This is a genomic window from Alkalihalobacterium elongatum, assembly GCF_019024285.1.
GTDB lineage: Bacteria > Bacillota > Bacilli > Bacillales > Bacillaceae_F > Alkalihalobacterium > Alkalihalobacterium elongatum.
In genome coordinates this window covers 1-22525 of sequence record NZ_WMKZ01000029.1, presented here as the reverse complement: position 1 = coordinate 22525, position 22525 = coordinate 1, and the positions used below count along the sequence as shown (strand labels likewise).

The following is a 22525-nucleotide window of genomic DNA, read 5'->3' as shown; positions in this document are numbered from 1 at the left end:
AATAATAACCTCTTCACGTTCCTACACCCAACATAATAAAAAAAACTGACCCACGGCCAAGGATAATACACTTTATCCCTAACCAAGAGTCAGCCTCTTTGGTTTCTATTATTTCACTAAAGCAATTACTTCAATCTCTACTAAAACATCTTTTGGAAGCCTTGCTACTTCAACACAAGATCTTGCAGGCTTATGATTGCTAAAGTACTCACCATATACTTCATTTAACTGCGGGAAATCATCCATGTTTTTAATAAATACCGTTGCTTTTACAACCGTTTCTAATGATGCTCCTGCAGCTGCTAATACAGCTTTTAAGTTTTTAAACACTTGATGTGTTTGCTCTTGAACATTTCCTGTTACTAATTCACCTTCTGCAGTCAACGGAATTTGTCCTGAACTATAGAACATATTATTTACAATAATCCCTTGTGAATATGGCCCGATTGCTTGTGGCGCTTCATTTGTGTGTACTGTTTTCACGTTATGTCCTCCTTCATGCGCTCTTGTAATTTACTTAGATAATTACCTGGCTCTACTTTTATTTCTTTATCTCGAATGTTTACATCCGAAATTTTAGAAATCGAAATATAATCATCAACTAGACGTTCTTCTTCGCCTTCAGACTCAACAAGAACACCAATCCCAACTACATTTGCTTGGAACTCTGCTAGTAAGTCGACCATTCCTCGTACAGTCCCACCAGCTTTCATAAAATCATCGATAATGAGAACGTTTGATCCAGGGGAAAGACTTCTACGTGCAAGCGACATCGTCTGAATTCGCTTCGTTGATCCTGAAACGTAATTAATACTCACCATCGATCCTTCTGTTACCCGATGATCTCTACGAACAATACTAACTGGAACATCTAAATGACTTCCTACTGCATAAGCTAACGGAATTCCCTTTGTTGCTACTGTCATAACTGCATCAATTTTAACATTGGCATACACAGCAGCAAACAATCTTCCTATATTATTCATAATCCTTGGCTGTCCTAATACATCCATCATGTACAAATATCCGCCAGGTAAAAGCCGATCTGCTTTAGATAGCAGTTCATTTAATTCTGCTGTATATTCCTCGGCTTGTTCTACTGTTACCATTGGCATATACTTCACGCCACCACTTGCGCCTGGTATCGTGAGTAAAGAACCAATTCCTTGCTCTTCAAATATCTCTTTTACAATTCCTAGATCTTCACTGATCGATGATTTTGCAGATTGATACCGTTCCGAAAAGTGAGTTAATGAAATCAGTTTATGTGGATTTTGTAACAAATAGTTAGTCATATCGACTAATCTACCACTTCTTCTTAGCTTTTTCATTGCACCCTCCAACCAAAATCCGAATATTTATATATAAATACTACACTTTTGTACGGTTTTTATCAAGGTGTTGTTGACTAATTAAACGAACGGCGTAAACATTGCTACAAAATCCTCGAAGTCCATTATATATTCGATTTAATCGTGATTCCTTTTGTACAAGTCCAAAAACGGTTGGCCCACTGCCACTCATTAGTACACCATCAGCACCAAATCGCTCCATTTGTGCCTTTATATGCTTCACTTCAGGATACGCTTTAAAAGTAACATCCTCTAAAACGTTATGTAGTTGCGAACAAATTCCCCTAAAGTCTTTTTCTTCAATCGCCTTTAACATAGCTTGAGTATCTGGATGAGTAATTTGGTCGACTTTCAGTTTCCCGTAAACTTCTGCAGTTGATACTCCTATTGGAGGTTTCGCCAATACAACCCAACAAGGTGGCGGCGAAGGAATTCTCTTAATAATTTCCCCTCTACCTGTAGCTAAAGCTGTTCCTCCATAAACACAAAAGGCAACATCCGAACCGATTTGCGTACCGATAGCAGCAAGATCATCAAGAGAGAGGTTTAATTGCCACAATTCATTAAGTCCTCTTAACGTTGCTGCAGCATCGCTACTACCACCTGCAAGTCCAGCTGCAACAGGTATACGCTTTGTTATATAAATTGAAACACCTTTGTTGATGTGATAACGTTCTTTTAGGATTTTAGCTGCTTGATAGGCAAGATTTCGCTCATCATTTGGAACATACCCTTCGGATACATCGACAATTATTTGATCTTCCTCTAAATGAATCAGGTCGATCCGATCTGCCAAATCGACAGTTGTCATGATCATTTCTACTTCGTGGTAGCCGTCTTCTCTTTTCCTAAGAACATCTAATGATAAATTAATTTTAGCAGGTGCTTTCACCGATATTTTTAACTCCACCTAATCCACCTTCTACCTGACCGAATTCCAAACACTTACGTTATTTTACCATTTTCAATTACTAAATGACAAATGCTGCATGATATTTATAAAATACTTGTTCTTTGTCGAATTATTGATGCCCCCTGCGTCTGCTTATAGACTAAAAAAAGTAGATTAATCTAACAAAATGACGCCCTGTGTGTCCATTAAATTGTCTCTGCATTAATGATAAAGCACCAATCCATTTTGGTGGCATATAAGGGGTATAAGCCTGACAACTATCCTTAAACACAAATAAAACCGAAGCAAAAAGCTTCGGCTGCTCCCATCTAATCCTGCTGTTTAGCTGCTAATTGTTGTTCAGCGATTTCAACCGCTCTTTTTACCATATTCCCTGCATCTCGAGCACGAATACCGCCCCATCCTTCTTTTTGGACGACATCGTAGAAGCCAAGTTCCTTCGCTAGCTCTTCTTTAAAGCGTTCGGACATTACTCCTCGTCTTCTGCTCATGGTAAAACAACTCCTTTGTTTTATGGATTAGATGGTGAGACCTTTCTATTATGAGTTTTTTTGAGCATAAATATGAAATGAACTCCTATGTATAACTACTTGTAAAAAATAAATATAGCTTTCCGTATATTCGGAAAGCTAATTTATATAATATGACGTATATACGGTTATACTTGTACAGAATGACTTTTTTCTTCTTCTTCAAAAACCGTAAGTTCTACTGTCTCTGTTAAGATATCTGCATAACTATACGATACTCGTTCAAAAGCATTTTGCTGTTCATCGAGTTTAATAATAAATACAGATGGATATGTTTCCTCTAAAAAGCCTGTCCGTTCGATGGTCTTTCTTCTACCACCATTCGCCTTAATCGCAATCCGTTTTCCAACATTTTCATCCAGTTCACGTTTAATATCCAGCAACGTTTTCGCCATTTAAACACCCCACCTCACTATACAATAGTATACACGATCCAACATTTTTTGTCAAATAAATTTAAAATTATATCAATTAGACAAGAATTTTGTCAATGATATTTATTTGACATGACCATCTTTTTTTAAAATCTTATTTAATACAATCGTATTATTCCTCATTTTTCTAAATATATGTATGATTTTTCAAATTGAATAAACGAAAAGTGCCCCGCCCTCTAATGCAGCTAAGTTGCCAAGAAGTTCGCGGCAACTCAAAACTATTTTTGAGGTACGCAGACACCATTCGATATCTTACTGTTCTTCTTCGTAATCAGATATAGGCATGCCTCTTCTCATAAATCCTTTTGTTTCAATCCCACCAAGTCCACGTTCCCCAGTGATCGTATTTTTTAGTACATCCCATACGTTTACTTGGTCCATAAAAGGAGTTAAACTTATTTTTGCAACAATATAAACTGGATCTAACGCATGTATATTAATACGTTCAGGAGAACTAGCATAATTGGCTCCTGCTTTTATTAGCGTTTCAAAGTGAGATTGACAGGCTCCAGCAAAAATGACGAGATCATCAAGGCTAGGAGTTCTCTTACGTGCTGTTCTAACCGTTTCAGCAAAATACTTTGAATGTCGATATCCTTTTATATCTTTTTGATTACCTCTTGCTTTTAGTAAAGCGTCATGACCCGTTACAACTAAAATATCAGGTTGTACCATTTCTAAGAGAGAATCAATTTGAAGAGGCATTTCTTTTTCAACGACATGCACTCCATATACAGGTACTCCAAGCCTTTCATAAAGCTCCATACATTTTCTAAGGTACATCGAGTCTCCATCAATGTGGAGAACTCGGCCTCGAATTTCAAAATAAGATGGTTCAGTACTGTATCCTGATGTCGCTTCATAATCGCCACGTTTCTTAATGACTCGACTATCCTGACGAAACAGATAATAGCAACTATCTTCTTTTTCTTTTTCTAGTTTTCTTCTCTCTCTGTGCTCTTCCTCTGTAATAGCTACCAAGTCTTCAATTGGTGCATCTGCCACAAGGCGCACATCTTCTCCATATAGTTCAGCAACATTATCGTTTATAGAAGAAATCCGGAATAATATATCACATTGATATGATTTCCGGCCTACAATTTGGCCTACTTTCAGCTTCATAAAAACTCCTCCTCAACAATTAGGCTATGTGAGAAGGAGTGAAAGGGTGCTTAACTATTTAGTATTCGTTTCATTTCATTACTTATTTTCGCAAATTCTTCAATGGACAGCGTCTCTCCTCTTCGTTTAGGGTCAACCTCTGCTGCCGTAAGTACTCGTTCTATTTGTTCTTTATAGTCTTTTCCAAAATGATGGCTTAAATTATTAAATAATGTTTTTCGACGTTGAGCAAAGCTCGCTCTTATGACTTCAAAAAAGAAGCTTTCATCATCCACCTGAACTGGAGGTTCGTTCCGAATAGTTAATCTTAAAACCGCCGATTCAACGTTTGGCTGCGGCACGAAAACAGTCTTTGGTACAGTAAAAACCGTTTCCGCTTCAGCATAATATTGTGCAGCAATCGATAGAGAGCCATAATCTTTAGAACCGGGCTTCGCTGCAATTCGCTCTGCCACTTCCTTTTGAATCATTACGACAATCCGTTTAATTGGCAGCTTTTCCTCTAATAACTTCATCAAAATAGGTGTTGTCACATAATACGGGAGATTAGCGACAACCATAATATCTTGCCCTTCTTTAAATTCTTCACCGATTACTTGTTTTACATCTGCTTTTAAAACATCCGAATGGATAACCTTTATATTATCGTACGGGGACAACGTATCTTTAAGCACTGGGAGGAGCCGTTGGTCAATTTCAAACGTAACCACTTTGTCAGCACGCTTAGCTAACTGTTCTGTCAAAGCTCCAATTCCTGGTCCTATTTCAATCGCACCAACTTGATCTGTTACCCCTGCTGCATTCAAAATCCGATTTAGTATATTTAAATCAATTAGAAAGTTTTGACCTAAACTCTTCTTAAAAGAAAATTTATATTTTTCTAAAATGGCTCTCGTTCGAATGGGTGTTGCAATATCTTTAATCATTGTTTTCCTCCTCAAGCACCTGTTGTAACGCTTGCGAAAATTCTTCTTTTGTTATTTGAAATACATGAAGCCGCTTATGTAACTGCTTTCCATTAGCATAACCAATCTTAAGTACAGTTCCTATTCGTTCTCTGCGATCACGAGATTGGCTTCCACCAATTAATCCACCATCAATTAAATCCTGCCACGTTATTTCTTCTTGTGGATTTTCAAACTCTTGCTTTACATTAGCCAAAGCTAGACGTATAGCTTCAGGCGATGCATTTTCAACCCCTAAATCGTTCCCACTCTTTGAAATTGCATCATTTTTTGGTAAAAAAGCATGCTTACAACCAGGGACCCGTTGACTCACTATATGCCTTATACGTTCTCCAGGATAATCGGGATCAGTTAATATAATGACACCTCTGCGGACTTGTGCCAGTTGAATACGGTGTATCACTGCCTCACCAATAGCTGAACCGTTAGTTTCAATTGTGTCCGCATTTACAGCCCGTTGAATGGCAACTGTGTCATCTCTCCCTTCAACGACAATTACTTCTTTAATTTTCATAAAAAATCCTCCGAAAAAATGAAACTTTATATAGTATAGAACGTCTAATAAGTAAAGACAAATATTAAAGAGCTATTTCATACGGTTTGAGCGCATATAATGCTAATTGTAGCGGTCTGTTTTTGGTGTCTAGGCTGGCCCTCCAGCGCTTGTCGCCGATATGCAGACGCCTTCCGCTTTTCTTATTGTCTAGCTGCAGCTCCCAGCGTCTTGTGGACTTCGCTCTCCTCCTTACGATAAGTCAACATCGGCTCACTGACGGTCGCCGTGTATCCTTTATCTCATACGGAGAGACTCCAGTCCCTTCGACGCTAAACGGTCGCCTTCCGCTTTTCTTATTGTCTAGCTGCAGGCGTCATCGGCTCGAGGTCGCTTCGGTCCCTCCAACGTGTCCAAAAACCAGGACACTTTTGGCTGGCCCTCCAGCGCTTGTCGCCGATATGCAGACGCCTTCCGCTTTTCTTATTATTTATCTTTATTTGGTTATCTATTTATTGATGGGGGAAATGGCATACAGAAAAAGCACAGAGAGTGTTCTCCCTGCGCTAAGTCATTTAATCTAGTATCGTTATTTTTACAGTACGATTACCCCAACGATATGCTTCGTTTTTAGTAGGTACATGAACGTCTATTTTATTACCACGGATTGCACCGCCCGTGTCACCTGCAATTGCTGTACCATATCCTTCAACGTGAACTCTAGAGCCTAAAGGAATAACGTTAGGATCTACGGCAATAACCTTCATGTTACGATTATTTTTTAGATTGATGCCAGTTGCTGTGATTCCACTACAACCATTACAGTTTGCTGTATAAGCTGTAGCAGTTACTGTCATTGTTTTCCCACTTGGGCTTGTTGAACTTGAATTACTTGTTGAACCTGAATTAGTAGAAGTTTGCTTAGGAGCAGGACTGCTACTACGAGAGACTGTCGGCGTTGGTTCGCGTGTCCCGACTGCAACCACTCGGTCTGTACTCTCCCTTGTCGTTTCAGTCTTAACCAATTCTCTAGACACTTCCTCGCCATCTTCTAAAATAACCTCATAGTGCTTTTCAACGAGACCATTTTTTCCAGACTCAACAACTTTCTCATTTCCTTTTTGTAAAGAACTATCGTTCTTTGTTACTGTAGCGAACGCTACAGTCTCTTCCACTACATCGGTGACTTTTTCTACTCTGACTACCTTAATTTCTTCTTCACTATTAAGTATTTCATCTAAAGCTGGCTCTACTCGATCCAGCTCACCTAGGGTGATCGATTCTCTTTCTAAAAAGTCAGCGACAGTAGTCGAAGTTGTCCATACTTCATGTTCTTCCCCGTCACTTTTGACTCTTACCATAAAAGCAGATTCATACGTAACATTCATCTCAGGTTGAATTTCTGTATCTAAGCTAGGACTGATTTTATCATGTTCTTTTACTGTAATTTTTAATTCCGCAACTAAATCTTCTACACTATCTGCAGTTGTCCAAACCTGCTCTTCGTCACCATTGATAACTACGTTAACCTCATTAGCTATCTTCCAGCTTATGGACATATTTCCTGTAATTTTTTCATTAATTGCTGGTTTTAACTCATCAAATTCACCGACTTGTAGTCCGAGTTCTTCCATGACCTCAGCTACTGTATTTGCATGAGTTCGTATTGACACTTCTTCACCGTCTGTAGTTACCGTTACATTTGCTTTCGTTGTTTCATAGATTGCAAAGCTCATTGTTCCGATAACTAGGACAAAACTTAGTATGGAGATCGTTAGCTTTTTCCCAAAATTTAGGTTAGAAAAAAGCGAGCTTATCCTACTGGGTTCCATGTTTAATCTTCCCCCTTCTCAAGGTACGAATTATAAACATTTCACCTCCTTTTGTCAACTAGTAGATTGTCTGCTTGTTTCCTTCATAGCATCTATTATCCACAAAACTACCGATGTTGGAAACAAAAATTTATCGACAAGTTCAATGTATGCAAGCCCGCTTCAGTGTAGAACTAATACGAACAAATTCAAATTGGGACAAGCTCCATAAAGATTCGACAAAATCCTTTGTCATATTATGTTAAATAATTTTTTTGCATTATTCATCGTTTGCTCAGCTAATTGCTCAAGCGTTAATTCCTTTAACTCTGCAATTTGTGTTGCAACAAGTTGGACATATGCAGGCTCATTACGTTTTCCTCGGTACGGATGCGGAGCTAAATAAGGACAGTCTGTTTCAATTAACAATCGATCTAAAGGCACTTCTATTGCTACCTCTTTTGGTTTTTTAGCATTTTTAAATGTGACAGGTCCTCCAAATGAAATGTGGAAGTTCATGTCTAAACAAGCCCTAGCAATTTCCACGCTTCCGCTAAAACAATGCATGATCCCACCAACCTCGGCAGCTCCTTCCTCGTTTAAAATATCTACAATATCTTGACTCGCTTCACGATTATGTATAATGATTGGCAGCTTTACCTTTTTGGCTAAACGAATTTGCTTACGGAATACTTCCTTTTGTATTTCTTTGGGTGATTTGTCCCAATGATAATCGAGCCCCATCTCACCTAATGCAACAACTTTCGGATGGGCTGCAAGTTCTTCTAGCCATGCTAAATGATCTTCGGTCATATCAATCGCATCTACAGGATGCCATCCTACCGCTGCATAAATATTCTCATACTCCTCGGCAATTTCTAAAGCACCTTTTATCGTTTTTTCATCAAAACCGACGACTACCATATGAGTTACCCCAGCTTGGTGGGCACGCTTAATCACCTCTGCTCGATCTTCTTCAAACTGATCAGCATTTAAATGGACATGTGTATCAAATAACATTTTTTTCATCCTCTCGTTGGTTCACTTGCTATTCTAAGATAATTATCACAAAATAATTCAAAATAGAGTAAAAAGGAAAAGAGTAAGCCAATCATGTAAAGCTTACCCCTAACCCTAAGTATATCTTTTTTTATTTTACTTTTGCACCATTTGGCATCGATTGATCAACAGAAGCAAGCGTAAGTTGGTCACCTTCAGAAGCTGCTAAGATCATACCTTTAGACATTTCGCCACGAAGTTTAATTGGTTTTAAATTCGTTACACAAATGACTTTACGGCCAACTAAATCTTCTGGAGAATAGTATTTTGCGATACCAGAAACAACTTGTCTTTGTTCATAGCCAAGATCGAGTTGAATCTTTAATAGTTTATCCGCCTTTTTCACAGGTTCTGCTTTTAGAACTTCTGCTACTCGGAGGTCCACTTTCATAAAATCATCAATGGTAATCTCTTCAGACTCTTCAACTTCAACTTTATTTGTATCAGCTTTTGGCTCCTCTTTTACCGTTGAACCCCCCATCAATTCAACAATATGTTTTACTTCTTCTTCAACTTCTAGACGAGGGAAAATTGGTTCACCTTTTGATACAGTCGTTCCTTTTTTAATTTGTCCAAAAGATTGAAGCGAATTCCATGTTGTTACATCCTCATTTAGACCTAGTTGCTGCCAAATCTTTTTAGGTGTTTCCGTCATAAATGGTTGAACGAGGATTGAAATATAACGTAAAGATTCAGCTAAATGATACATCACTGCACCAAGCTTTTCTTTCTCATCTTCATTCTTCGCTAAAACCCAAGGCTGTGTTTCATCAATGTATTTATTTGTTCGACTAACTAACTGCCAAATCGCTGATAGCGCTACTGAAAACTCCATGTCTTCCATTGCATGTTCAACTTTTTCTACAGTAGCATCGACTAGTTCAACTAAGCTTACATCAAATGGTGTTCCATCTTTTACATAAGCAGGGAGCTCACCATCAAAGTACTTATTAATCATAGCAACCGTACGATTTAATAAGTTTCCAAGATCGTTTGCTAAATCATAATTTACTCTTTCGACGAAGCTTTCAGGTGTAAACACTCCATCAGAACCAAATGGTACTTCACGAAGCAAGTAGTATCTAAGCGCATCTAAGCCGTAACGGTCAATAAGCGGTACTGGGTCAACAACATTACCTTTAGACTTAGACATTTTGCCATCTTTCATTAATAACCAACCGTGGCCAAATACTTTCTTAGGTAATGGTAAATCAAGTGCCATTAACATAATCGGCCAGTAAATTGTATGGAAACGGACGATTTCTTTCCCAACAAGATGTACATCAGCTGGCCAATATTTATTATACTTCTCCTCATTGGCACTGCCATAACCTAAAGCTGTAATATAGTTTGACAATGCATCGATCCAAACATATACAACATGTTTTGGGTTACTTGGAATTTTTACTCCCCATTCAAACGATGTACGAGAAACGGCTAGATCTTCTAACCCTGGTTTAATAAAATTATTGATCATTTCATTTTTTCGTGACTCTGGCTGGATAAACTGTGGGTTCTCTTCATAAAACTTCAACAAACGATCTGCGTACTTACTCATACGGAAAAAGTATGATTGTTCGCGAACTTTCTCTACAGGATGGCCACTATCTGGACTTTTCCCACCCACTACTTTTCCATCTTCTATGATTGGATCAACTAGTTGATGCTCTGTATAAAACGTTTCATCTGGAATGGAATACCAGCCTTCGTACTCGTCTAAATAAATATCACCTTGAGCAAGTAGTTGTTCGAAAATCTTTGCTACTACTTCTTTATGTCGGTCTTCAGTCGTGCGAATAAAGTCATCGTATGAAATATCAAGCTTATTCCACAGGTCTTGAATGCCACGAACAATCTCATCAACAAATTGCTGTGGTGTAACTCCTTTTTCTGCAGCTTTTCTTTCAATTTTTTGTCCATGTTCATCTGTACCTGTAAGATACATGACATCGTAGCCACGTAAACGCTTATAACGTGCCATTGCATCTCCAGCTACTGTAGTGTATGCGTGACCAATATGTAGCTTATCACTTGGATAATAAATCGGTGTTGTAATATAAAATGTTTTATTCTCACTCATTAAAAACTTCCTCCACTCATTGTTAATTTTGTTCATTTTTGTTTAATCATCTACAGAAAAACTTTACAATTTAACACTTGTGTTCTTCCTTCACTCAAACTAAAATGGACCTGTAAAGCAGTTAACCTTTAATCATACTGAGAAAGGAGCTGAACATATAAAAAAGCCCTCATCCGGTAAGGGACGAGAGCTAACTCACGTGGTACCACCCTATTTCCCCATTCTTTCACAAGAATAGGCTCAATAAGTCGTTTGACTTCTCTAGTAACGCTAGAGTACGTTGCCCCCTTATTAGATATTCTAACTCGAAAGCAATTCCTCACTGGACCATCTTCTAATAGGGACTATACTGGTTTCCAGCTACCCCAGCTCTCTGTCATTAGCAAACCTGCTAAAATAGTCTAACTATTATACTCATCCGTTCATTGGAAATGATATTATTTTATCCACTATATTAAGTAGCCTTTATAAGTTCTTCCACATCTCACCAAAAAATATACCGAATCTCTATGACTAATGTCAAGGTCGATCATAAATGGTCGCAAATGGATTTTTTACTTTTTTGAGTTTCTCTTTCTGTGCTAATTGTTCTAACTCTCCTTTTAAGCGTGCGACATCCCAGCTTTTCCCGAGTGCTTTATTAATTTCTTCTATATGTCGCATTAATGCAGTCTCTGATAATGGAAGCAGCGGTTCAATAGCTTTTAATACCTCTTCATCTCCTTGATCGTTTATAGCCTTTAACTCATCAAACGGGTTTAAGACATGTGGACTCGTCGTGTCAGCTAAGCGAACTCGAATGGCTATCGTTCTCCCAAAAATCGCCGAAGAAACAAATACATCTCCCGAACGTAAATAAGGTAGTCTTTTTCCTTCTTCTTGTGTTAAGTCGGTTTCCTCTTTGATCGTTTGTATATCTGTGCCACGAACAGTACGAAATACGAACTTTGAATTTAGTTGTGCAGTAATTGTTTCATCTAATAGAGTTGGCCGTTGTGTGGCAAATATAAGAAAAACACCATATTTACGACCTTCTTGAGCAATTTCTTTTAAAACTCCTTTTGCAGGTGCTTCATAGCCTTTAGGAGCAAAATTATGAGCCTCATCGGTTACGATTATAAAAGGTGGGAAAAAGGTACCTTGTTCATTTTGGAGCTTTGCATCTTTGTAGCTTCTCCGCTTCATATAAAGCGCCCCGATAACATAACTTGAAAATACTTGTAGTAACCAAACAGATCCTTGAATGACTACTAATTTTCCACTGTTTAGTCCTTGTTCTATCGCCCGTATATTATGCTGAAACAGGCCTGCTTGATAGAGACGATTTAAACGCCATTGAATTCCTTTAACAGAAGGAAGCGGCAAACTCCCAAATTGATTTAAAAGCTTTTGATACGTATCATATTGCTCCAGCTGCTCACGAGATAATCCATTCCCATCATAAATAAATGCTTCAACTTTCTGTTTACCTAACTCTAAGGCATCAATAAGATTCGAAATACGATCACTAAATGATTGATAGCTATCCTTTCGTTTATGTACACTTTGAATCACATTCACCATCGATTCTGATAAAGAACCTGCCGCCTCCAGTAAACGTTCAATATCCCTCGTCGTTAATGAACTAAAATCGACCCCAACATCTTTCCCAATTTGAACGGAAAGAAACTGATTACGGTAATCCTTTCCTTCCATACCATCAGCTAAATAACTGAAGTTCATCTCAAAATGTGGATCAAAAACAATAGTAGGAATAGATTGCTTCATAATTTCCTCTAGCATCACCCGTAAGCCAAACGATTTTCCAGAACCAGACCCACCAAAAACACCAATATGAGGATATTGCTGCATTGCTTTTATATCGAAAATAAACGGTACTCCATTTTGATCACGTTTAACTTCCTGTTCTTGAATTTTCATTAGTTGCTTTAATTCAGAAGGGAGCGTACCCATAAGATGATCTGTACTGCGAATTTCCCCTAAGACTAGCCCTTCGGAAGGCTGTACCTTCACTAAAAAATGCTTGACCTCCGAAAACTCCGGAGCGCGAACAGAAGCACCTGTTTGTATCGGTTGTGTAGCTTCTTCAAATAATCTTACCTTAGAAAGATTAATCTCATCTGCACCGATATCGTACCCAAGCTGTTCTAATGTCTTTAATACTTGTCCATCTACTATTCCTTTATCAAATCCCATTGGAATGAAACGGTTATACGAAAAAGTTTCAACAACTTCACCCATCGGATTGCCAAGAATAGCATCTTCAATTAGTAAAATTTCGTTAATTCTAAATTTATATTCCTTTGAGACGACATATATTTCATGTTGAGTAGTTATACCGACGACTTGCATTTACCTCTCTCCCCTATTATAAAATGATTTACTATAACTAAGTCCTTAAAGTTAGTAACTACCTCGAGCAGTTAGTTTAGGACTTAGTCGACAAGAAGAATTAATATAATCTATTCGTCCGTTTTGGAGAGAATAGGCGTTGCTTGAGCTCTGGGTCAATATATTGCTCCACTAATGCCTCTATTAATTTATCCGTAATTCTGACATCGCGATCAACCATATCTAGAAACAGTGGTATCCCTCTACCTTCACTCGGTGTAATCGAATAAATAAAATCACAGATTCGTTCCATCTCTTCCTGTTGCTCTATTAAAACATCGACACCAATGACAGCAGGATCAGTTGATGGTCGGAGCCATGCGGTAAGTACCTGTGGTTTATGCTGAGCATTTTCCATAAACAACATTTCACCTTGCTCTAATACACCAAAAAGTAAATCGCGATCGTACACTAATTGCTGTCCTTGCGCTTCATCATATTCTAACTCTAGTACTTGGTATAAGAAACTAGTTCCCACTTCCTCGGTTACACCAACAATAAGAACATTTTCTCTTAGAGCCTTCTCCCTAACTTCTTGCCAAAGCTCTGGGGCATCGATTGCATAATGTGTAAGTGAACCGTCCATTAGAATGAGTTTTATCGTTCCTTCGTCAATCATTGTTTTGGCCACTAATAGCTCTAGTTGAGCCATCCTTTTCGAACGAATTCTTTTTTGATTTTCCACTTCATTATCTTTAGCTTCTTCCAATTCTTCTAGTAAAGGAGTATAAATATCAAACTCCCATTTCTCTATTCCATTTAGTGTTCGTGCTAATGCTTGAAAGAAATAAATTACATGAGGGTGTTCACCTTTTGTTTGATTGACTGACCCGTCGACCGCTGCCACTTGTAAATTCCCCAACCAATTCGACAAAATGCTAATATCGTTTCGAGGTAGATGTCGAAAATGACCACTTTTGTCGAATAAACTTTGTCGAATTGTCGAATTTAATCTGTGCTTTTTTCCATATTTCAATCGTAATTCACTATCTACTTTTGTCATTTTTTCTATAAAATGTCTTGGAACTTCTAGCAACTATTTTCACCCCTATCCTAAAAATCCTTGTTTAAACAACAATCCAAACTAATAAATAGAAAAAATTACTAATAATATACTTAATTTTGTAAGAAAAATGAATTGACTTGTTTTGGAAACACTGGTATTCTTGGTGTATAAAGAATTTTGTCGAAAAATGACATCAATAAAACAAGATATAAATCAAATCCTCGGGAGGAGAAAAAGAACATGAAATCTACAGGTATTGTTCGTAAAGTTGATGAGTTAGGACGGGTAGTAATTCCAATCGAACTTCGTCGTACACTAGATATAGCTGAAAAAGATGCACTTGAAATTTATGTTGATAACGATCGTATTATTTTAAAGAAGTATAAACCAAACATGACTTGCCAAATTACTGGTGAAGTTTCTGATGACAATCTTTCTATTGCTGATGGAAAAATTATCTTAAGCCCACAAGGTGCTAAAGCTATCATTGATGAGCTTTCAACTTACTTAGAAAAAACTGGTAAATAATTAATATATAAAACATGGCTCTGCAGTTGCAGAGCCTTTTCTTTTTTTATTGATGGAACTCTGCATATACCTCACGCTTAGGCAATTGTCTTTCTTTTGCTACTTCTTTAATTGCCTCTTTACTAGTCATCTGCTGATTCATATAATGCTCTATATGTTCATTGATTGAAAGGTTGGCCCACCATAAATCTTCTGGTAAGGTTACCTCACTTGTTCCATCAACAACGATACAAAACTCTCCTCTTACTTGAGAAGATTGACACCATTCTATAACCTCAGACAGGGTTCCGCGAATAAACTCTTCGTATCTTTTAGTTAATTCACGGCAAACCGCAATTTTCCTATCACCGAAGTGTTCTAACATATGTTTTAACATTTCTTCTAAACGATGCGGTGACTCATAGAAAATAATAGGGACTTGTACATTCTTTAACTGCTCTAATTCTTTTTTTCGCTCTTTTTTTTGCCGATTTAAAAAGCCATAATAATAAAAATTCTGTGTGTTGAGGCCTGATGCTATTAATGCGGTTATAGCTGCATTCGCTCCAGGCAAAGGAATAACAGGAATTCCTTCATCGATACATTCAACGACTAATTCATAACCTGGGTCTGATATAGCTGGTGTGCCTGCATCGCTTACCAACGCAATGCTTCGCCCTTCTTTTAATGCTTGAAGTAATTTCTCCCCGCTTCCACGTTTGTTATGGTCGTGATAACTTACAAGCTTTGTATCGATTTCAAAGTGAAGACATAGCTTTTTCGTCTGCCTTGTATCTTCAGCTGCAATCATATCGACTTCTTTTAATATTTTTATCGCCCGAAATGTCATGTCTTCTAAATTACCAATCGGAGTCGGCACTAAATACAAATTTCCTACATCTTCTCTTTCCTCAAAGCTCTTTTGCTGCCACATCCTTTATCTTCCCTTCTTGTATTAAACACTCTTTTGCACTTTTTGAAAGCTGTTTAATGGCATACTCTGATTGCATCGCCTCTTGCTTTGTCGTATAGGATTGACAGAGTTCTAAAACAAATGGACCTTTTCCACGTGTGTACTTTGCCCCTTTACCAGATTCATGCATTTGCAGCCTTCGCTCCACATTATTGGTATAACCCGTATAAAGTGAACCATCTTGACATCTAATCATATATACATAATGATTACCCATAGTATATGGCTCGAAACTCCTTTGTATATGTTTTTTCATCCTCATACACAACGATAGTCGGCAAACACTTTACTCCAGGTTTGCCATCTTTGATTCCTTCCACAAGAACGATGTTTGCCTCTTTATTTTTTTTAGGCTGAACAAACTGAATCCTTTTTGGCTCTATTCGGTACTTCCTCATACTTTCAAAGATATCAGTTAGCCGTTCTGGTCGATGAACTAAAGCAACCTTCCCTTTTTGTCTGACTAACTTCGCACAAGTTTTAACGACATCGTCTAACGTACAATAAATTTCATGACGCGCAATTTGCAGATGAGGATTTACATTTTGCTCGGATAACTCTTTTTTCTCAAAGTAAGGGGGATTACATGTCACCACATCGTACTGTTGTCCTAAAATCTCTTTTGGTAGAGCATTAATATCTGCATGAATAAATTCGATTTGGTCAGAGCGTTTATTTAGTTCATTACTACGAATTGCCATATCATACAAGCGTTCTTGAATTTCCACTCCAGTAATCGTTGCTTTACTTCTTGTACTTAGCATGAATGGAATTACTCCGTTACCAGTACATAAATCAATCATCTTTCCCTTTTGAATAGGGACATATGTAAACTTTGCCAATAGGACAGCATCGATAGAAAATGAAAATACATCATCAGCCTGTATAATCTGCAACGCTCGATTCGGTAAGTAATCCACTCTCTCATTTTTATGTATTGTAACCATTGCGTCCTCCAAGTTTCTTTACGTTAGTCATATTGTACACTAACACTTAAACACACATAAATATGTCCAAAAAAAAGAGGGCTGACTCGTACATAACCGCCAAACTCCTCTGCTGCCAAAATAGCCCTTAAAATTACAGGCTCTATTGTAACATAAGGAATACAGACACTTACGAGTCACCCTACTAATGTAATCGATTATTTTTGATTAAAAAATGATAAACAAAAGAGACAATCATCTTTACGGATACTACCGTAATCGGTACTACATATATGGAACCCTTCTTGATACAATCTAGCTAAATTATCGTACCCTTCACCTACTGGTTTCTTCTTTGTAGGGCCTCTTTGTTCAATAGCAGCTTCTTCTACCGTTTCATCGAGGCGTTTTCTTAAGTTTTCATTCTCCAATTTTAAATAATGGTTTTCCTCAATGAGCAGAGCAAGCTGTTCCTTTAGACCGCGGAGTTCGTCGTGTAAACCACCTATACGCTCTTCAATAGAGCTAACTTGTGAGAATATCTCCTTTTTATCCACGTTCCCACCTCATTACTCTATGACTTGAGTCGAAACCGTTTCTTGAAAAAGCTCTTCAAGTGTGTATTCAACAATGCGCTGTTGTTCAAATAACTCTACTTGAATGATACGTTCAAGAATGTTGAGGCCTACTACTCTACCTCGTCCATTTGGTGTTTTGATCTCTTTTCCAATATCAGGTAAAGATTGTTTGACAGACTCATAATGGTCATTTTCATATTTCAAACAACACATGAGGCGACCACATAACCCTGAAATTTTCGCTGGGTTTAAAGAGAGGTTTTGATCCTTAGCCATTTTAATTGAAACAGGTTCAAAATCACCTAAAAACGATGAACAGCATAGAACTCGTCCACATGGACCAATCCCACCAAGCATTTTCGCTTCATCTCGAACACCAATTTGGCGCAATTCAATTCGTGTTCTAAATATTGCTGCTAAGTCTTTAACAAGCTCTCGAAAATCAATTCTTCCATCAGCTGTAAAGTAAAATAGGACTTTATTTCGATCAAACGTATATTCTACATCAACTAATTTCATATCTAGTTGATGTTCTATTATCTTTTCTTGGCAAACACTGAAAGCTTTCTTCGCTGCTTCTTTATTTTCATGCACAATTAGCTTGTCCTTATCATCAGCAATACGAAGAACTTGCTTTAGTGGAAGGACGACATCGTTATCATCAACTTCCTTCTTTTCAATGACTACCCTACCATATTCAACCCCTCTTGATGTTTCGACAATTACCCATTCTCCTTTGGGTAACTCGAATTCACCAGGGGAAAAGTAATAAATTTTACCCGCCTTTTTAAAGCGAACACCTACGACATGATGCACTATCAACTATCCCTCCTGTAATCTGAGCATAAGCCTCTCCATTAATAATTGTGGATTTACATTCGAACTCAGATGTCTCTTTGCATCAAAAATAGCCGACATTTGTCTGGAAATTTTCTCTTGTGAGCTATATAGTGCTTGGTTATTAAGCCGTTCCAGTTGATCCGTAAAAATGAGATCATCTGTCTCTCCAAGCTGTGTGTATAATAAATCTCTATACCATAAGAGCAATAAATCGATTCCTAACCCAAGCTCATCTTTCCCTTTAAAATGTGTAAGCCACTTATCTTGTAAAGTAAAGAACATTTGCTGTGGGCGAGAATAGATCTCTTCCGTTAATTGTAACACTACAGAACGTGCTTGTACAATCCAGTCTTCCTGACAAAGTTGGCGTGCATCTTCTAAATTGGAGGTTATTTCCGTCAGGACCTTACCTATTGCAGGTGAAACGCCCTCTTTAACTAAGACCATTTCCATCTCTTTATTTGAAAGAGGTGAAAATGACAAAATTTGACTCCTCGATATAATCGTATTCAACATCTGATGTAAGTGCTCAGTAAGAAGCACTGCAATAGTAGGTGCTTCAGGTTCCTCTAGAAACTTTAGCAAACTATTAGCAGCACTTGGTGTCATCTTCTCAGCATGTTTAATGATATAAAACTTTTGCTTTGACTCCATTCCACGATAGGAGAATTCTGTTCTTAGTAACTCTACTTGCTGTTTCTTGATCGATTGCCCATCTGGCTCAATAATATGAACATCTGGATGATTTCTAGATAAAATTCGTTTGCAATCCGCACATTCATTACATGGCTCAGCCGTTGTTCTGACTTTACAAAAATAACTTTTTCCGAGCTGTAAGGCAACTTCCATTTTTCCCGTTCCCCTGCTACCCTCAAAAACATAGGCATGGGTTAAGCGATCATTATTAATACTATTTGTTAAGATTTGGACAACCTTATGTTGAGTTTTATTTAACTGGTCCCATGTCATTGATTCCCAACACCTTTTATTTTAAAATTGCTCGAACTGTTCGACAGGTAAAACAAACACGGTTGCTCCCCCAATTTGCACCTCAACTGGATAAGGAACATACGAGTCAGCATTTCCCCCCATTGGGGAAATAGGGGCTACCAATTGTTCTCTACTTTTACAGTTATCTTTGATGATTTGTAGAACATCATCAACATTTTCATCCTCTGTTCCGATTAAAAAAGTTGTATTTCCTGCTTTTAAAAAGCCACCCGTACTTGCTAGCTTCGTTGCTCTATAATCTGTCTTCACCAATGCTTCCGATAAACGATTGCTATCCTTATCTTGCACAACGGCTATAATTAACTTCACATGATTACCCCCTTAACGGTTATCTATTGTTTCTAAATGCTGTTCAATCAGAAGAAGTGCTCTAGAATATACACTTTCAAAATCGTCGTTCGCATCTACTATTCGAATACGGTCTTTATACAGTTTTGTCAATTGATCGTATCCTTCTAACACTTTTTTATGAAAAGTTTCATTTTCTTGATCTAAACGATTTACTTCTCTACCTTTATCTTTAGCAATCCTAGCTAAACCAATTTCAGGATCGACACGGAAATACAGTGTTAAATTAGGCCAATATTCATCAATGGCAAACTCATTAATCATGAGGATATTTTCTATACCGATTCCTCTAGCAAACCCTTGATATGCTAAGCTACTATCAATAAATCGATCACATAGGACAATCTTTCCCTCTTGTAGGGCTGGAACGATTTTCTCCATCAGATGTTGACGTCTAGCAGCAGCATAAAGTAACGCTTCCGTTCTACCATCCATTTCCGTATGTTCTTCATTTAAAATTACCGAACGAATTTCTTCTGATATTTTTATGCCACCTGGCTCTCTTGTCATGACAACCTGATGTCCTTTTTTTATCAATTCGTCGTAGATCTTCTTCAGTGCAGTCGTTTTTCCAGCACCTTCTCCACCCTCTGCTGTAATAAATATTCCCTTTCTCATTCTCTTGCCTCTTTTCTCTCATCAGTAATAAAAACTTTAAGGCCTGTTTCTTTTAAATTTGCATGGCCCTGAAATCGAGTTCCTGCATCTATTAATTTTATAATCATTTCAATATTTTCTTGTGTAATTGTTTCCCCTGGAATTAGTAAAGGCACGCCCGGTGGGTAAGGAATAATTGGCTCTGCTACCCTTCGACCAACTGCTTCTTCTAAACCTATAAAAGTAGTATTTGATCTATCCAACTCATCTACTGTTAGCTTAACTATCGATCGCCGAGACAGCTCTCTCTTCTTACTAGTTCTCTTAATCGTCCGATATGGTTTTAAGACTCTTTGAATGACCGAAGCTATATATTCTCCTTCTTTAAACGGTGCCAAAGGTAAAACTAGTAGTAAATACTCTTCATTGGCTAACTCTACAAAAATCCCCTGTTCTTCTAACAAACTTTGTATTTGAATTCCTGTTAATTCACAGTTCGTACGCAAAGTTATTTTCAATGGATCGATAGTGAGAGAAGTTGTTTCACTTAACTCAATCACACTAATTTGAGGAACCTTTTTTAAAAGACTTTTAAACTCCTCACTACTTTCTAGAATAGTTGCCACTTCTTCTTGGCTAAGGTTAGCAACATAATGTCTCGCAAGGTCTAAAGAAGCCATAACTGGATAGGAAGGACTACTTGACTGTAAAATTTGCAAATAGTATTTTATTTTTTCATTAGAAATTAATCGACTATTAACATGTAAGTAGGATCCCATCGTCATTGCTGGTAACGTCTTATGAGCCGATTGAACAACAATATCGGCACCTTGTGTAATAGCTGAAGAAGGGAATCCCTCTCCAACTCCAAAGTGTGCACCATGCGCTTCATCAACAAGCACTGGTATTTCATTTTGGTGAGCAATTTTTATTACATCTTTTAAATCCCGTGTAATACCATAGTAACTTGGGTTTGTTAAGAAAATAGCCTTTGCCTCTGGAAATTCCTGCAGCGCCTTAATGACTGTGTTCAATCCTACGCCTGTTGATAATCCCGTTTTTTTATCATATTCAGATGGGAGATAAATGGGCTTTGCTTGTGCTAATTGTATGCCGTTAATGACTGACTTGTGACTATCCCGCTGCACAAGAATGGCATCATCTTTTTGACAAACCGATAGTAGCATGGCTAAATTCCCAACCGTTGAACCACCTACTAGAAAAAAAGAAGCTTGTGTTCTATAAACATCTGCCAGCAGCTGCTGTGCTTCTTCAATTACAGTTTGGGCATCATGGAGGTCATCTAAATGGTTCAATTCAGTAGCATCTAACTTTAAAACAGACTCAAACGATTTTCTAGCAAAGTCGGGAAAAACACTTCCCCACTTATGACCTGGAACGTGCAATGAGTGAGGCTCCCTACTAATATGATCAACTAGCTTTGAAAAAAGTGGTGTCTTTTGTTGATTCGCCATAAGCATTCCTTTAATACAATATATTTGGTTTCTATTATAAAGCATTTCGTGAAAACATGCTTGTCACTATTTATAATCGAACGAATATATACTAAAAGGCTGACTCATACGTGTCTTCGCTCCCAACGTATACGATATTTAGGAGCCTAAAAATGGCACCTAAATATGTAACTTGAGATGTTTGACACAATTATTGAGTCAGCCTCTATTAATTAACCGTAGGTATTCTTACTTTTCTCATTTTCTTTAGGTAGTAATGATAGTACATATCGTCTGGATCTGTTAAGACGATTTGCCTTTCACAATCTTCGCAAATAAACTGTTCAACCAAGTGAATTCCTTCACTTTTCTCCTGGTCGCATATCACACATTGCTTATGACCTTTATTCGTTACCTTTACATCTTCGATAACAATCACCCCCATTATGAATTAATGGACAAGTTGATTGAAAACTATACATTTTTGAAAAAATTCTTTTTATTCTTGTGAGTAATACCTAGCCATTTCTTAACTATATGTTCTCCTTAACTTCTTTGTGTCTGTCTTAAAACGGAAAGTACGATTTTTTATGATTTCAAGCAAGCTTCTAAAGCAATAAAAATCAGTTATAAAAGAGGAGAAATTGAAGCTAATATGATGCTTTGATGAATGACTGCTTATCTCATTTTACAAAAATCTAATATATCGGCGTAACCGTATTTTTGAGATTTTAAAACACATATAAAAAAGCACAACCTCTTTAGATTGTGCTTTATGCCTAGCGACGTCCATTTAAACATTTCTTTCCTACGGGGACGTTTTCCAGGTCGCCACTTCTTCGATGATCCTTCATGTAGTTCTACGTAAAAAAAGGTTTCCTCTCACAGGGAGACTTGATGTTATTCCCTCGTTACTTTTTCACGATATTCTATCGGCTTTTCCTTCGAAGTTGGTGTCTCTAGTTGGTGTCTCTTACGAGCCAAAAGCTCTTCACCGCCTGTAGATTACTCAGTTTTTTGCATTAAAAAAGCACAATCCATTCAGAATTGTGCTTTTTGTGCCTAGCGACGTCCTACTCTCACAGGGGGAAGCCCCCAACTACCATCGGCGCTGAAGAGCTTAACTTCCGTG

24 protein-coding genes, 1 rRNA gene and 1 other annotated feature are annotated in these 22525 nt (G+C 37.7%); of the genes, 1 reads left to right on the top strand and 24 read right to left on the bottom strand.

What is annotated here, in order from left to right; translation table 11 throughout:
- Positions 1-108: 108 nt before the first annotated feature.
- The 13 genes from GKP30_RS19765 to GKP30_RS19705 all read right to left on the bottom strand — a co-directional run bounded on the left by GKP30_RS19765 (position 109) and on the right by GKP30_RS19705 (position 14189).
- Positions 109-483 (bottom strand): RidA family protein, encoded by a 375-nt coding sequence (locus GKP30_RS19765; protein WP_216831194.1) that lies wholly within the window; start codon positions 481-483, stop codon positions 109-111.
- Positions 480-1331, bottom strand: coding sequence for a pur operon repressor (gene purR / locus GKP30_RS19760; protein ID WP_216831193.1), 852 nt, complete (start codon positions 1329-1331; stop codon positions 480-482). Before purR ends, GKP30_RS19765 begins: the two co-directional genes overlap by 4 nt.
- A 40-nt stretch (positions 1332-1371) precedes the next feature.
- Positions 1372-2262, bottom strand: a complete 891-nt coding sequence (gene ispE / locus GKP30_RS19755) for a 4-(cytidine 5'-diphospho)-2-C-methyl-D-erythritol kinase (RefSeq protein ID WP_216831192.1) — start codon at positions 2260-2262, stop codon at positions 1372-1374.
- 311 nt (positions 2263-2573) lie between these two features.
- On the bottom strand, positions 2574-2756 hold the full coding sequence (locus tag GKP30_RS19750) for a small, acid-soluble spore protein, alpha/beta type (protein WP_216831191.1): 183 nt from the start codon (positions 2754-2756) through the stop codon (positions 2574-2576).
- Positions 2757-2923: 167 nt separating this feature from the next.
- Positions 2924-3190, bottom strand: a complete 267-nt coding sequence (gene veg / locus GKP30_RS19745; RefSeq protein WP_216831190.1) for a biofilm formation stimulator Veg — start codon at positions 3188-3190, stop codon at positions 2924-2926.
- Positions 3191-3484: 294 nt separating this feature from the next.
- Positions 3485-4354: a sporulation peptidase YabG gene (gene yabG / locus GKP30_RS19740; protein WP_216831189.1), complete on the bottom strand. Its 870-nt coding sequence runs from the start codon at positions 4352-4354 to the stop codon at positions 3485-3487.
- Between the two features lie 50 nt (positions 4355-4404).
- Positions 4405-5280, bottom strand: a complete 876-nt coding sequence (gene rsmA / locus GKP30_RS19735; protein ID WP_216831188.1) for a 16S rRNA (adenine(1518)-N(6)/adenine(1519)-N(6))-dimethyltransferase RsmA — start codon at positions 5278-5280, stop codon at positions 4405-4407.
- On the bottom strand, positions 5273-5833 hold the full coding sequence (gene rnmV, locus GKP30_RS19730; protein ID WP_216831187.1) for a ribonuclease M5: 561 nt from the start codon (positions 5831-5833) through the stop codon (positions 5273-5275). Before rnmV ends, rsmA begins: the two co-directional genes overlap by 8 nt.
- Positions 5834-6387: 554 nt before the next feature.
- Positions 6388-7644 (bottom strand): G5 and 3D domain-containing protein, encoded by a 1257-nt coding sequence (locus tag GKP30_RS19725; RefSeq protein ID WP_216831186.1) that lies wholly within the window; start codon positions 7642-7644, stop codon positions 6388-6390.
- A gap of 231 nt (positions 7645-7875) precedes the next feature.
- Positions 7876-8643: a TatD family hydrolase gene (locus GKP30_RS19720; protein WP_216831185.1), complete on the bottom strand. Its 768-nt coding sequence runs from the start codon at positions 8641-8643 to the stop codon at positions 7876-7878.
- A 130-nt stretch (positions 8644-8773) separates the two neighbouring features.
- Positions 8774-10762 carry a methionine--tRNA ligase gene (gene metG, locus GKP30_RS19715; protein ID WP_216831184.1) on the bottom strand — a complete coding sequence of 663 codons (1989 nt, stop codon included), beginning with the start codon at positions 10760-10762 and terminating at the stop codon, positions 8774-8776.
- Positions 10763-10938: 176 nt separating this feature from the next.
- Positions 10939-11197, bottom strand: a binding site (T-box leader).
- Between the two features lie 84 nt (positions 11198-11281).
- Complete coding sequence (locus GKP30_RS19710; protein WP_216831183.1) at positions 11282-13114, bottom strand: ATP-binding protein; 1833 nt, start codon at positions 13112-13114, stop codon at positions 11282-11284.
- Between the two features lie 100 nt (positions 13115-13214).
- Entirely contained in the window at positions 13215-14189 is a 975-nt protein-coding gene (locus tag GKP30_RS19705) for a DNA double-strand break repair nuclease NurA (RefSeq protein ID WP_216831182.1), read from the bottom strand.
- Positions 14190-14399: 210 nt separating this feature from the next.
- Here GKP30_RS19705 and GKP30_RS19700 point away from each other — a divergent pair, with 210 nt between their 5' ends.
- Positions 14400-14687, top strand: a complete 288-nt coding sequence (locus GKP30_RS19700; protein ID WP_216831181.1) for an AbrB/MazE/SpoVT family DNA-binding domain-containing protein — start codon at positions 14400-14402, stop codon at positions 14685-14687.
- Between the two features lie 46 nt (positions 14688-14733).
- Here the strand turns inward: GKP30_RS19700 and rsmI are convergent, their stop codons facing one another.
- The 11 genes from rsmI to rrf form a co-directional block, all read right to left on the bottom strand.
- Positions 14734-15600: a 16S rRNA (cytidine(1402)-2'-O)-methyltransferase gene (gene rsmI, locus GKP30_RS19695; protein WP_216831180.1), complete on the bottom strand. Its 867-nt coding sequence runs from the start codon at positions 15598-15600 to the stop codon at positions 14734-14736.
- Positions 15578-15856, bottom strand: coding sequence for a GIY-YIG nuclease family protein (locus GKP30_RS19690; RefSeq protein ID WP_216831179.1), 279 nt, complete (start codon positions 15854-15856; stop codon positions 15578-15580). Before GKP30_RS19690 ends, rsmI begins: the two co-directional genes overlap by 23 nt.
- Entirely contained in the window at positions 15849-16586 is a 738-nt protein-coding gene (locus GKP30_RS19685) for a tRNA1(Val) (adenine(37)-N6)-methyltransferase (protein WP_216831178.1), read from the bottom strand. Before GKP30_RS19685 ends, GKP30_RS19690 begins: the two co-directional genes overlap by 8 nt.
- Before the next feature lie 197 nt (positions 16587-16783).
- Positions 16784-17122, bottom strand: a complete 339-nt coding sequence (yabA, locus tag GKP30_RS19680) for a DNA replication initiation control protein YabA (protein WP_216831177.1) — start codon at positions 17120-17122, stop codon at positions 16784-16786.
- Positions 17123-17134: 12 nt separating this feature from the next.
- The gene (locus tag GKP30_RS19675) at positions 17135-17959 is read right to left on the bottom strand and encodes a PSP1 domain-containing protein (protein WP_216831227.1); all 825 of its coding nucleotides are present in this window, start codon (positions 17957-17959) and stop codon (positions 17135-17137) included.
- 6 nt (positions 17960-17965) lie between these two features.
- Positions 17966-18952, bottom strand: coding sequence for a DNA polymerase III subunit delta' (gene holB, locus GKP30_RS19670; RefSeq protein WP_216831176.1), 987 nt, complete (start codon positions 18950-18952; stop codon positions 17966-17968).
- 21 nt (positions 18953-18973) lie between these two features.
- On the bottom strand, positions 18974-19303 hold the full coding sequence (locus tag GKP30_RS19665; protein ID WP_216831175.1) for a cyclic-di-AMP receptor: 330 nt from the start codon (positions 19301-19303) through the stop codon (positions 18974-18976).
- Between the two features lie 12 nt (positions 19304-19315).
- On the bottom strand, positions 19316-19960 hold the full coding sequence (gene tmk / locus GKP30_RS19660) for a dTMP kinase (RefSeq protein ID WP_216831174.1): 645 nt from the start codon (positions 19958-19960) through the stop codon (positions 19316-19318).
- Positions 19957-21414, bottom strand: a complete 1458-nt coding sequence (locus GKP30_RS19655) for an aminotransferase class I/II-fold pyridoxal phosphate-dependent enzyme (RefSeq protein WP_216831173.1) — start codon at positions 21412-21414, stop codon at positions 19957-19959. Before GKP30_RS19655 ends, tmk begins: the two co-directional genes overlap by 4 nt.
- Before the next feature lie 208 nt (positions 21415-21622).
- Positions 21623-21832: a sigma factor G inhibitor Gin gene (locus GKP30_RS19650; RefSeq protein WP_328703188.1), complete on the bottom strand. Its 210-nt coding sequence runs from the start codon at positions 21830-21832 to the stop codon at positions 21623-21625.
- 621 nt (positions 21833-22453) lie between these two features.
- Positions 22454-22525, bottom strand: a 5S ribosomal RNA gene (rrf, locus tag GKP30_RS24100); the annotation flags it as partial.